Here is a 12,194-nt window from a genome sequence, read left to right as displayed (position 1 = left end):
GGCCGGTCAGCCTGCCGGTGGCGCGTCGCCCTCGTCCGGCTCGCGCTCCTTCAGCCGGAGCAGCCAGGCCGTGGCCCCGAGCAGGACCACCAGCACGCCGAGGACGGCGATCTCGGTGATCCGGTCGTCGAACTCCGCGCCCTTGCCCAGCACCCCCGCCGCCTCGACCGACAGCACGACGATCTCCTTGATCGAGGCGATGATCCCGACCAGCAGGAACGGTTCGGCCACCAGCTCCCGGCGCTCCACGGTGATCCGCACGGCGAACAGCAGCTCGACGACGATGAAGACGAGCAGCAGCACGTCGAGCAGCTCGAGCACCGGGCCCTGGGAGGGGTCACCGACCATCCCCCAGGTCGTCCTCCCGGCGATGAAGAGGAGCACGAGCGCGCTGAGCACCAGGAACAGCGCGATGCCGGCGTAGACGACGTTCTCGCCGATCTCCAGGGCGCGGGTGCCCCAGCGGCCGGGGAGGGATCGGTCGTGCTGATCGGGGTCCCGCTGGGCCCGCTGCGTCGCCATCAGGCGATCATCGCCGACCACTGTCCCGGACGCGTCCGGACGGGCGGTGCGCGTCCCCCTCGGGGGTCAGGCCCCGGCCGACCAGGGCCGATCGGTACCGGACCCACCAGCCTGCACCCGGACCCACGGTGCCGGGGCGGTCAGCGAGCGGTGGGCCGCCCGCCCTGGGGTTCGTCGTCCTGGGGACGGGACGGCGCCTCGATCGCCAGCGGGGCACGCCGCAGCGTGTCCAGCAACTCGGCACCCGGCGCCCGGGCCGGGACGTCGACCATCAGCTCGGCCGGGCTGTCGGGCACCTGGTCGGCCGGGTCGAAGCTGCGCGGCAGCCCCTTGAGGTGGCCGGTCATCGACCGGCCCAGCCACAGGACCGCGATGAGCAGCAGGACGATGAGCAGGAGCCCGAACGGACCGGCCTTGCCGACGTCCTCGGGGACCTGCTGCTGGTCGACGGCGAGCAGGGTGAGTGCGGTGGTCACGAGACACGCTCCGAGGTGTGGACGCCGGCGAACAGGTCGTCCTCCGGGATGGTGGAGTCGACCAGCGAGCGGGCCAGCTCGTAGTCCTCGGTCGGCCAGGTGCGGGTCTGCAGGTCCAGCGGGACGGAGAACCACCGGCCGGTGGGGTCGATCTGGGTGGCGTGGGCGATCAGGGCGGCATCTCGCACCGGGAAGTACTCGGCGCAGGGCACCCGGGTGGTCACCCGGTGGGAGATGTCGTTGGCCGGGTCCCACTTCGCCAGCCACTCGGTGTACGGCGACTCGGCCCCCTCGGCCAGCATCGCCTCGTGCAGCGCCTTCGTGCGGGGCAGCGTGAAGCCCATGTGGTAGTAGAGCTTGCTCGGCTGCCAGGGCTCCCCGAGGTCGGGGTAGCGGTCCGGGTCGCCGGCTGCCTCGAAGGCGTGCACCGAGATGTCGTGGGTCTTGATGTGGTCCGGGTGCGGGTAGCCGCCCCGCTCGTCGTAGGTGAGCACCACCTGCGGCCGGAAGCGCCGGATCAGCTCGACCAGGGGCGCGGCGGCCTCCTCGACCGGCACCAGGGCGAAGCAGCCCTCCGGGAGCGGCGGCAGCGGATCGCCCTCGGGCAGCCCGGAGTCGACGAAGCCCAGGAACTCCTGCTCGACCCCCAGGATCTCCCGTGCCCGGGCCATCTCCTCGTTGCGGATCTCCGCCATCCGCTCCCACACCTCGGGGCGGTCCATCGCCGGGTTCAGCACGGACCCGCGCTCCCCGCCGGTGCAGGTCGCCACCATCACCCGGGCGCCCTCGGCGACGTACTTGGCCATGGTCGCGGCGCCCTTGCTCGACTCGTCGTCGGGATGGGCGTGCACCGCGAGCAGGCGCAACTGGTCCGGTTCGGTCACGTGTGCTGCTCCTCGCTCCGCTCGTCGAACCCACGCCCGACGGTGCCCTCACGCCGTACGTGACACGCACGCCCGGTCTCGGCCTCCATTGTCCCCCCGGCGGGCCGATCGCGGCAGGCACCCCGGCGACTCCTGGTGTGCCCCGCGCCACTCGCGTGTGCCTCGGGCGCAGGAGCCTCCTCGGCCGGACTCGTTCCGTTGACGGCTGCACGCTGCTCCGGTCCGGTGTTACGTTGCTCGGATTGACCAGCGGTGACCCCGCGAACAGCGGGTCGCGAAGACGAGCACCGGGAGCAACTGTGTCCACCCCCACTGACGAGCAGGACCAGGGCGTCTGGCTGACGCAGGAGGCCCACGACCGGCTGCGAGCCGAGCTCGAGCAGCTGGTGGCGAACCGGCCGGCGATGGCCAAGGAGATCAACGACCGCCGCGAGGAGGGTGACCTCAAGGAGAACGGCGGCTACCACGCGGCCCGCGAGGAGCAGGGCAAGGCGGAGGGCCGGATCCGGCAGCTCACCGACCTGCTGCGCAAGGCCCGGGTCGGCCAGCCGCCCACGACGGCGACCAACGCCGCCGTCGGCACGGTCATCACCATCGCCTTCGACGGCGACGAGGACGACACCGACAAGTTCCTGCTGGGGTCGCGGGAGATCGCCGGCACCACCGACCTGACCGTCTACTCCCCCGAGTCCGCGCTGGGTGCGGCGATCGTGGGCGCCGCGCCGGGCGCGACGGTCACCTACCAGGCACCGAACGGCAAGGACATCTCCGTGAAGGTCCTGGCCGTCGAGCCGTTCATCCCCTGACCGCCGGGCCAGGGCGGTGACGGGCACGAGCACGGTGGACGGCGGGCGGGCGCGTTCCCGGCGGGCGGAGAACACCACCTTCGTCTGCGGGCACTGCCAGGCCCTGGTGCCGGCGAACACCGACGGGCACTACCGCAACCACTGCCCGTGGTGCCTCTGGTCGCTGCACGTCGACGAGCTGCCCGGCGACCGGGCCAGCGAGTGCCGGCAGCTGATGGAGCCGATCGGCCTGGTCGAGAAGTCGGGCAAGGGCTGGCAGGTGGTGCACCGCTGCACCGCCTGCGGCCACTGCCAGCCCAACCGCCTCGTCCGGGACGGCGCCGCCCCGGACGACCTCGACCTGGTGCTCGCCCTCCCCTGGCTCTGAGCGGGGACGTCCGCGCCTGACCCCGCCGGCGCGACCGGCCGCGGCGCCGCTCGCCGCCCCCTTGCACGCTCTTCGTCCGCTCTGCCCGTGCTGCAGCGCGCGCAGAGCGGACACAAGGCGTGCAACGCGCGACCCCGAGCCGGCGCCGGCCGGCCCCGCGGACGTCGTCCGCGGGGCCGGTGGGGCGTCAGGCGACGGGAGTCAGACCGCGGCGGCGGAGCAGGGGTCCGGTGTCGGCGGCCCGCCCGCGGACGGCGGCGAACGCGCCCAACGGGTCGACGGAGCCCCCGCGGGAGAGCAGCTCGCCGCGGAAGACGTCGCCGTTCTCCCGGCGCAGCCCGCCGTTCTCCTTGAACCACTCCACGGTGTCGGCGTCCAGCACCTCCGACCAGATGTAGGAGTAGTAGCCGGCCGAGTAGCCGCCGGCGAAGACGTGCTGGAAGTACGTCGTCCGGTAGCGCGGCGGCACCAGGTCGAACGCGACGCCGGCGTCGGCGAGCGCCTGGGCCTCGAAGGCCTGCGCGTCGGCGACCTCGGTGTCCGGCCCTATCCGGTGCCAGGCCTGGTCGAGCAGCGTGGCACCCAGGTACTCGACGGTCGCGAACCCCTCGCCCCACAGGGCGGCGGCCTCCAGCGCGTCGACGGTGGCCTGGGCCAGCGCCTCACCGGTCTCGACGTGCTTGGCGTAGTGCGCCAGCACCTCCGGCCACAGCGCCCACATCTCGTTGACCTGGCTGGGGTACTCCACGAAGTCGCGCGGCACGCTGGTGCCGCTGAACCGCGGGTAGGTGACCGCCGAGGACAGCCCGTGCAGTGCGTGGCCGAACTCGTGGAAGAGCGTCGTCACCTCGTCCAGGGTCAGCAGCGTCGGCTGACCGGCTGCCGCCCGGGTGACGTTGAGGCAGTTGAACACCACGGGGCGGGTGTCCAGCAGCTCGGACTGGCTGACGAACGAGCTCATCCAGGCCCCGCCGCGCTTGCCCTCGCGCGCGAAGAAGTCACCCAGGTAGAGCCCGATCGGCCGCTGGTCGGCGAAGACCTCCCAGACCCGGACGTCGGGGTGGTACCCCTGCAGGTCCGGACGGGGGGTGAAGGTGAGGCCGTAGAGCAGCTCGGCGGCGCGGAACACCCCGTCGACCAGCACCCGGTCCAGCTCGAACCACGGCCGCAGCGCGGCGCTGTCGACGGCGTAGCGCTCGGCCCGTACCCGCTCGGAGTAGAACCACCAGTCCCAGGCGGCGAGCTCGACGCCGTCGGCAGCGGCCACCTCGGCGAGCACGTCGGCCTCCGCCCGGGCGTTGGCCATCGCCGGCGGCACCAGCGCGGCCAGCAGCTCGTCGACCGCGGCGGAGGTGCGGGCGGTCTGGTCGGCGGCGATCAGGTCGGCGTGGGTGTCGAAGCCCAGGAGGCGGGCCCGGACGGCGCGCAGGTGCGCCATCTCCACCGCGATCGGGCCGTTGTCGTGCTCCCCGGTCGAGGCCCGGGTCAGCGACGCCTCGTGCAGCCGGCGGCGCAGCTCCCGGTTGCGCAGCTTGGCCATCGCGGGCTGGCCGCTGGGCAGCACCAGGGTGAGCAGGTACCCGCCCTCGTGGCCGCGCTCGGCGGCGGCACCGGCGGCGGCCTGCACCTCGGCGGGGCTCAGCCCGTCCAGCTCGGTCTCGTCGGTGACCAGCACCGCCGCCGCCTCGGTGGCCACCACCAGGTTCTGCCCGAAGGTCGTGGACAGCTCCGACAGCCGCTGGTTGAGCTCGCGGAGCTGCTCGCGCCCGGCGTCGTCCAGCCCGGCACCGGCCAGGACGAAGTCCAGGTGGTACCGCTCCACCAGGCGCAGCGACTCGGCGTCCAGGCCCGCTTCGTGCCGGGCGGAGTGCACGGCGTCGATCCGGGCGAACAGCGCCGGGTCCAGTCGCAGGGCGTCGGAGTGTGCCGCCGACAGCGGGGCGACCTCCCGCTCGATCTCCCGCAGCCGGTCGCTGGACATCGACGACGACAGGTTCCAGAACACTGCCTCCGCCCGGCCGAGCAGCTGACCGGAGCGCTCGAGGGCCACGACGGTGTTCTCGAACGTCGGATCGGCCGGGTCCGCCAGCAGGACGGCCACCTCGGCCCGCTGCTCGGCCATCCCGGCCAGGAGAGCCTCCCGGCAGTGCTCCAGCGAGATGTCGGCGAACGGCGGCAGCTCGTAGGGCAGCGCCGACGGGGCGGCCAGCGGGTGGGACGCGGACAGGGACGACGCGGACAAGGGCGCGGAGTCCGGCGAGGGAACCGGTGCAGTGGTGGTCATCGCGCTCATCTTCGCCCCGCACCCAGCCGGCCGTCACCCGACGGCCGGCTGGACCCGAGGCAGCCCCTTCCTCAGCGGCTGGCGGTGCGCAGGTAGGCCCGGACCGACAGCGGCACGAAGACCACCAGGATCGCCACCGTCCACAGCACCGTGTACAGCGCCGGGTTCTGCAGCGACCAGACGTCGGGGACCGGGACCCCGGCGGGGACGTTGCCGAACAGCTCCCGGGCCGCCTGGACGACGGTGGAGACCGGGTTCCACTCGGCGAACGCCCGCAGCGGCGCCGGGAAGCTCTCCAGCGGGACGAAGGCGTTGGAGGCGAAGGTCAACGGGAAGATCACGATGAAGCTCGCGTTGTTGACCACCTCCGGCGTGCGGACCAGCAGACCGACCAGCGCCATCAGCCAGGAGATGGCGAAGGCGAAGACCAGCAGCACCAGGAACCCGCCGATCGCCTCGCCGATCGAGGAGTTGATCCGCCACCCGACGGCGAGCCCGGTCAGCGCCATCACCGTGATCGAGATGACGTTGAGCCCCAGGTCGGCGACGGTGCGGCCGATCAGCACCGCCGACCGCGACATCGGCAGCGACCGGAACCGGTCGATCAGCCCCTTCTGCAGGTCCTCGGCGATGCTCGCCCCGGTGACGGTGGAACCGAAGACGACCGTCTGGGCGAAGATGCCCGGCAGCAGGAACTCGGCGTAGCTGATGCCCGGCGGCAGGTTGATGGCACCGCCGAAGATGTAGCGGAACAGCACCACGAACATGATCGGCGACAGGGTCGCGAAGACGATCAGGTCGGGGACGCGCTTGACCTTGATCAGGTTCCGCTTGGTGATGACGACGCTGTCGGAGACGGTCTCGGCCAGGGTGGTCATGACTGCGCTCCCGCGCTGACGGTGGCCGAGGGCTCGCCGTCGGCCGCGGTGTCGGCGTCCTCCGCGGAGCGCCCGGTGAGGGTCAGGAAGACGTCGTCCAGGTCGGGCCGGCGCAGGCCGATGTCGAGCACCTGCGCGCTGGTGCCGGCGAGCCGGCGCAGCGCCTCGGCCAGCGTGTCGGTGCCACCGGTGACCGGGACCGACAGCCGCCGGGACTGCCGGTCGGCGTGCAGCTCGCCGTGGGAGAGCGGGCGCAGGGCGTCGGTCACCACCGCGAGCTGCTCGACGGTGCCCACGGTGAGCTCCAGCCGCTCGCCGCCCACCTGGGCCTTCAGCTCGTCGGCGGTGCCCCGGGCGATCACCTTGCCGCGGTCGATCACCACCATCTGGTCGGCCAGCCGGTCGGCCTCCTCCAGGTACTGGGTGGTGAGCAGGATCGTGGTCCCGTCGCTGACCAGGTCGGCGATGAACTCCCACATGCCCAGCCGGCTGCGCGGGTCCAGCCCGGTCGTCGGCTCGTCGAGGAACAGGACCCGCGGGCGGGCGATGAGGGAGGCGGCGATGTCCAGCCGCCGGCGCATGCCGCCGGAGTACGTCTTCGCCGGGCGGTTCGCCGCGTCGGACAGGTCGAAGCGCTCCAGCAGCTGACCGGCGCGCGACCGGGCCTCCCGCTTGCCCAGGCGGTACAGCCGCCCGACCATCTCCAGGTTCTCCTGGCCGGTCAGGTACTCGTCGACCGCGGCGTACTGCCCGGTGAGCCCGATCATGGCGCGGACCTGGTCGGCCTGGGTGGCGACGTCGAGCCCGGCCACCTCGGCCCGCCCTGCGTCGGGCTGCAGCAGGGTGGCCAGGATCCGGACGACGGTGGTCTTGCCGGCGCCGTTGGGCCCCAGCAGCCCGAGGACGGTGCCCTCGGACACGGTGAGGTCGACCCCACCGAGCGCGGTGTTCTCCCCGAAGCGCTTCACGAGCCCCTCGACGACGACGGCATCGGTCATGCCACGCACGCTAGGCCCGTCCACCGACAGTTCTCACTGCCTTTTCCGGGCACCCGGCAGGTCCGTTCCATGAACACTCCTCGCGGCGACAGGCGGTCCGTCGCGGTGCGACGGCTCAGGGGTGCAGACCCGCCCCGCCCGGAGAAGTCATCGGTCCGCGCCGGTCAGTCGACGCGCGGGGCGTACCCGGCCGCGGAGAGTGCGGCCAGCACGTGCTCGGCGTGGTCGGGGCCGCGGGTCTCCAGGTGCACCCCGACCTCCACCTCGCCCAGCACCAGGCGCGGGGTCAAGCGCTCGTGCTCGACGGACAGCACGTTGGCGGCCAGCCCGGCCAGCTCCCGCAGCAGCCCGGCCAGTGACCCCGGCCGGTCGGGCACCTGCACCCGCAGCGACAGGTAGCGCCCGGCGGCGGCCATGCCGTGCTGGACGACCTTCATCATCAGCACCGGGTCGATGTTGCCGCCGGAGACGACGGCGACGACCGGCGGGGCGAAGGCGGCCGGGTCGGCCAGCAGCGCCGCGACCGCGGCGACCCCGGCCGGCTCGACCACCAGCTTCGCCCGCTCCAGGCAGAACAGCAACGCCCGGCTGAGGTCGCCCTCGCTGACCGTCACCACCTCGTCGACCAGGCCGGAGACGTGCGCCAGGGTCAGGTCGCCGGGCGCGGCGACGGCGATGCCGTCGGCCATCGTCGCCATGGTGGTCAGGGGCACCGGCCGGCCGGCGGCCAGCGAGGCGGGGAAGGCGGCCGCCGTCGCCGCCTGGACGGCGACCACGCGGACGTCGGGCCGGCGGGCCTTCACCGCCGCGGCGATCCCGGAGACCAGACCGCCGCCCCCGGTGCAGACCACCACCGTCGCCACGTCGGGACACTGGTCGAGCACCTCCAGGCCCACGGTGCCCTGCCCGGCGATGACGTCGGGGTGGTCGAAGGGGTGGATGAAGACCGACCCGGTCCGGTCGGCGAACTCCACCGCGGAGACGATCGCCTCGGTGAGCGTCTCCCCACCGAGGCGCGCGTCGGCGCCGTAGCCGCGGGTCGCGGCGACCTTGGGCAGCGGCGCGCTCTCCGGCATGAAGACGGTCGCGGCCGCACCGAGCTCGCGGGCGGCCAGGGCGACGCCCTGCGCGTGGTTGCCGGCGCTGGCCGCGACCACGCCCCGGGCGCGCTCGGCGTCGCTGAGCCTGGCGATCCGGGTGTAGGCGCCACGGATCTTGAACGAGCCGGTGCGCTGCAGGTTCTCGCACTTGAGCCACACCGGTCCACCGACCCGTTCGGCCAGTGCCCGGGAGTGCTCCAGTGGGGTCCGGCGCACCACGCCGTCCAGCAGGTGCGCGGCCGACTCGACGTCGGCCCCGCTGACCAGGGGCACTGCACTGGGGACGGACACGCCGCCGATCCTCGCAGTCCCCCAGGTGCGCGGGCCGACGGACACCCGGGTGTCACAGGTCCGTCGTACCGTGGTCGAGGTGACGGACGCCGCACCGACGGGGACCTCCCAGTCCCCCACCCCTCCCGCTCCTACGACGTTGGGCGAGCTCCGCGCCAGCGGAGCCACCCCCCGGCCGGTCAAGGCCGAGATCCGCCAGAACCTGCTCGCCCGGCTGGCCGCCGGCGAGCCCACCCTGCCCGGCATGGTCGGGTTCGAGGACACCGTCGTCCCGGAGGTGGAACGGGCGCTCATCGCCGGGCACGACCTCGTGCTGCTCGGTGAACGCGGCCAGGGCAAGACCCGGCTGATCCGCACCCTGGTCGGCCTGCTCGACGAGTGGACCCCCGTGCTGGTCGGCAGCGAGCTCAACGAGCACCCGCTGCAGCCGATCAGCGTCTGGGGGCGCCGGCAGGTCGCCGAGCACGGCGACGCCACCCCCGTCGGCTGGCTGCACCGCAGCGACCGGTTCGGCGAGAAGCTGGCCACCCCCGACACCAGCGTCGGCGACCTGATCGGCGACGTCGACCCGATCAAGGTCGCCGAGGGCCGCACCCTGGGCGACCCGGAGACGGTCCACTACGGGCTGGTGCCGCGCACCAACCGCGGCATCTTCAGCATCAACGAGCTGCCCGACCTGGCCGAGCGGATCCAGGTGGCCCTGCTCAACGTGCTGGAGGAGCGGGACATCCAGATCCGCGGCTACCGGGTGCGGCTGCCGCTGGACCTGCTGCTGGTGGCCAGCGCCAACCCCGAGGACTACACCAACCGGGGCCGGATCATCACCCCGCTCAAGGACCGGTTCGGCGCCGAGGTGCGCACCCACTACCCGATCGAGCTCGCCGACGAGGTGCGGCTGCTCGAGCAGGAGGCGCAGACCACCTGGCTGGGCGGCAGCGGTGAGTTCGGCACCCCGCTGGTGCCCCAGCACCTGGTGGAGATCGTCGCCCGGTTCACCCGGGCAGTCCGCGAGTCCAGCCACGTCGACCAGCGCTCCGGGGTCAGCGCCCGGTTCGCCATCGCCGGGCTGGAGACGGTGGCCGCCTCGGCCGTGCGCCGGGCCGCGGTCGCCGGGGAGAGCCGGCCGGTCGCCCGGGTGGTCGACCTGCCCAGCATCGTCCCGGCCAGCCGCGGCAAGGTGGAGTTCGCCGACGCCGGCAACGACGCCGACGACGACCGCAGCCTCGAGGTCCTCGAGCACCTGCTCCGGCAGGCCACCGCGCAGACCTTCCGCGCCCGCTGCGGCGGTCTGGACCTGACCGGCCTGCAGGAGCACTTCACCGGCGGGGACACCGTGGAGTCCGGTGACCTGGTGCCGGCCGCCGTCCTGCTCGGGCAGTTGGGCACGATCCCGCACCTGGCGCAGCTGCTGGGCCGGCTGGGGGTCCCCGAGGGGGAGCAGTCCGCCGAGCAGGCCGCCGCCGCCGTCGAGTTCGCGCTCGAGGGGCTGTGGCTGACCCGCCGGCTGGCCAAGGACACCGACGGCTCCCGCACGGTCTACGGAGCCTGACGTGCCGCAGCGACGGCACGGCGGGTACCGGTACGGCAAGTGGCGGGGCGGCCCCGACCCCCTGGCGCCGCCCTACGACGTGGCGGCCGCGGTCGACGAGATCGGCGACCAGGTGCTGGCCGGCAGCGGCGTCCGGGAGGCGATGCGGGACCTGCTGCGCCGCGGCGTCGACGGCCGGCGCGGGCTGGACCAGCTGCGCCGCACCGTCCGGGACCGGCTGCGACAGGCCCGCGAGGCCGGCCGGCTGGACGGCACGCTGGAACAGGTCCGGGAGCTGCTGGACCGGGCCGTCGAGGCCGAGCGGACTGCGCTGTTCCCCGATCCCGACGACGCGGCCCGGCTGGCCGAGGCGGAGCTCGACGCGCTGCCGGAGGACACCGCTGGGGCCGTCCGCGCGCTCAAGGACCACGCCTGGCGTTCCCCGGAGGCCGCGCAGGCCTACCGGGAGATCGAGGAGCTGCTCCGGCAGGAGGTGCTGGACAGCTCGTTCCAGGGGATGAAGCAGGCCCTGCAGCAGATGCAGGACGGCGACGGCGCCGCGATGCAGGCGGTCAAGGACATGGTCGCCGACCTCTCCGCGCTGGTCGACGCGCACAACCGGGGCGAGGACACCGACGCCCAGTTCGCCGACTTCATGGAGGAGCACGGCCAGTTCTTCCCCGACGACCCGCAGTCGGTGGAGGAGCTGATCGACTCCCTCGCCCGCCGCGCCGCCGCGCAGGAGCGGATGATGGCCGGCCTCTCCCCCGAGCAGCGCGCCGAGCTGCAGGACCTGATGGGCCAGGCGATGGGCGACCTCGGGCTGCAGAGCGAGATGGCGCACCTGTCCGACGCGCTGCAGCAGGCCCGGCCGGACCTGCCGTGGGGCCAGCGCGGCCCCGTCCCCGAGGGCGACCAGCCGCTGGGGCTGGGGGACGCGACGACCGCCGTCGCCGAGCTCGCGGACCTGGAGGCGCTGTCCCAGCAGCTGTCCCAGGGCTACGCCGGTGCCTCGCTCGCCGACGTCGACGAGGAGCTGCTGGAACAGGCGCTGGGCCGCTCGGCCGTCGACGACCTCGCCGCGCTCCGCCGGCTGGAACGTGAGCTGGAGCGGCAGGGCTGGCTCGACCGCTCCGAGGGGGCGCTGCAGCTCTCGCCCAAGGCGGTCCGCCGGCTGGGCGCCACGGCGCTGCGCCGGGTCTTCGCGAAGCTGTCGGCCACCGGCCGCGGGGAGCACGACGTCGCCGACGCCGGCGCCGCCGGAGAGCTGACCGGCGCCTCGCGGGAGTGGCGGTTCGGCGACGAGCAGCCGCTGGACGTCGTCCGCACGGTGCGCAACGCAGTCCTGCGCAGCGCCGGCAGCCCCCGCGAGGAGGGCCGGCGCCGGGTGCAGATCGCCGTCGAGGACTTCGAGGTGGTGGAGACCGAACGGCGCACCGGGGCCGCGGTCGCCCTGCTGGTCGACCTCTCCTACTCGATGGCGCTGCGCGGTACCTGGGGCGCGGCCAAGTCGACGGCGATGGCCCTGCACTCACTGGTGACCACCCAGTTCCCGCAGGACGCCATCGAGATCATCGGCTTCTCCTCCACCGCGCAGGTGCTGCGCCCGGAGACGCTGGCCGAGCTGAGCGTGGACACCCTGCAGGGCACCAACCTGCAGCACGGCCTGATGCTGGCCCGCCGCTTCCTGGCCCGGCACCGGGACGCCGAGCCGGTGGTGCTGGTGGTCACCGACGGCGAACCGACGGCCCACCTGGAGGACGACGGGACGCCGTACTTCTGCTGGCCGCCGATGCCCGAGACGATCGCCCGCACGGTGGCCGAGGTGGAACGGGTGGCCCGCTCCGGCGCGACGCTCAACGTCTTCGCCCTGGACCCCGAGCCCGGGCTGGTGGAGTTCGTGCACGACATCACCGCGCGGGCCGGCGGGCGGGTGTTCCAGCCCGACAGCGAGCGGCTCGGCGAGTACGTCGTCGCCGACTACCTGCGAGCGCGGCGCGGTCGCCGCGGTCGGTGACCGACCGTGGTCGCTCCGTGCGCGAACGACGCGCCGGGCCGGG

The 12,194-nt window shown here is 73.7% G+C and carries 11 protein-coding genes; 4 read left to right on the top strand and 7 right to left on the bottom strand.

What is annotated here, in order from left to right:
* Positions 1-6: 6 nt before the first annotated feature.
* The 3 genes from O2V61_RS03395 to mca form a co-directional block, all read right to left on the bottom strand.
* Positions 7-522 carry a phosphate-starvation-inducible PsiE family protein gene (locus tag O2V61_RS03395; RefSeq protein WP_269181923.1) on the bottom strand — a complete coding sequence of 172 codons (516 nt, stop codon included), beginning with the start codon at positions 520-522 and terminating at the stop codon, positions 7-9.
* Between the two features lie 140 nt (positions 523-662).
* Positions 663-998, bottom strand: coding sequence for a hypothetical protein (locus tag O2V61_RS03390; protein ID WP_269181922.1), 336 nt, complete (start codon positions 996-998; stop codon positions 663-665).
* Entirely contained in the window at positions 995-1,882 is an 888-nt protein-coding gene (gene mca / locus O2V61_RS03385; protein WP_269181921.1) for a mycothiol conjugate amidase Mca, read from the bottom strand. The genes O2V61_RS03390 and mca overlap by 4 nt, the downstream gene beginning before the upstream one ends.
* A gap of 299 nt (positions 1,883-2,181) precedes the next feature.
* On the opposite strand from mca, the gene greA reads away from it, so the two are divergent.
* Together greA and O2V61_RS03375 are read left to right on the top strand one after the other, a co-directional pair.
* Positions 2,182-2,688 (top strand): transcription elongation factor GreA, encoded by a 507-nt coding sequence (greA, locus tag O2V61_RS03380; protein WP_269159973.1) that lies wholly within the window; start codon positions 2,182-2,184, stop codon positions 2,686-2,688.
* 16 nt (positions 2,689-2,704) lie between these two features.
* Positions 2,705-3,055 (top strand): RNHCP domain-containing protein, encoded by a 351-nt coding sequence (locus O2V61_RS03375; protein ID WP_269181920.1) that lies wholly within the window; start codon positions 2,705-2,707, stop codon positions 3,053-3,055.
* Positions 3,056-3,242: 187 nt separating this feature from the next.
* On the opposite strand, the gene O2V61_RS03370 is transcribed toward O2V61_RS03375, so the two are convergent.
* The 4 genes from O2V61_RS03370 to ilvA all read right to left on the bottom strand — a co-directional run bounded on the left by O2V61_RS03370 (position 3,243) and on the right by ilvA (position 8,606).
* Complete coding sequence (locus O2V61_RS03370; protein ID WP_269181919.1) at positions 3,243-5,339, bottom strand: M3 family metallopeptidase; 2,097 nt, start codon at positions 5,337-5,339, stop codon at positions 3,243-3,245.
* A gap of 71 nt (positions 5,340-5,410) precedes the next feature.
* Complete coding sequence (locus tag O2V61_RS03365) at positions 5,411-6,217, bottom strand: ABC transporter permease (RefSeq protein ID WP_269181918.1); 807 nt, start codon at positions 6,215-6,217, stop codon at positions 5,411-5,413.
* A complete protein-coding gene (locus O2V61_RS03360; protein ID WP_269181917.1) occupies positions 6,214-7,215 on the bottom strand; it encodes an ATP-binding cassette domain-containing protein in 1,002 nt (333 codons plus the stop codon). The genes O2V61_RS03365 and O2V61_RS03360 overlap by 4 nt, the downstream gene beginning before the upstream one ends.
* A 164-nt stretch (positions 7,216-7,379) precedes the next feature.
* The gene (ilvA, locus tag O2V61_RS03355; RefSeq protein WP_269181916.1) at positions 7,380-8,606 is read right to left on the bottom strand and encodes a threonine ammonia-lyase; all 1,227 of its coding nucleotides are present in this window, start codon (positions 8,604-8,606) and stop codon (positions 7,380-7,382) included.
* A 139-nt stretch (positions 8,607-8,745) separates the two neighbouring features.
* On the opposite strand from ilvA, the gene O2V61_RS03350 reads away from it, so the two are divergent.
* Complete coding sequence (locus tag O2V61_RS03350; protein WP_269181915.1) at positions 8,746-10,155, top strand: sigma 54-interacting transcriptional regulator; 1,410 nt, start codon at positions 8,746-8,748, stop codon at positions 10,153-10,155.
* A 1-nt stretch (position 10,156) separates the two neighbouring features.
* Complete coding sequence (locus O2V61_RS03345; protein WP_269181914.1) at positions 10,157-12,151, top strand: VWA domain-containing protein; 1,995 nt, start codon at positions 10,157-10,159, stop codon at positions 12,149-12,151.
* Positions 12,152-12,194: the final 43 nt, after the last annotated feature.

It is taken from the genome of Modestobacter sp. VKM Ac-2985 (genome assembly GCF_026967925.1).
Classification (GTDB): Bacteria; Actinomycetota; Actinomycetes; order Mycobacteriales; family Geodermatophilaceae; genus Modestobacter.
This window is presented reverse-complemented; position numbering and strand designations above follow the sequence as displayed.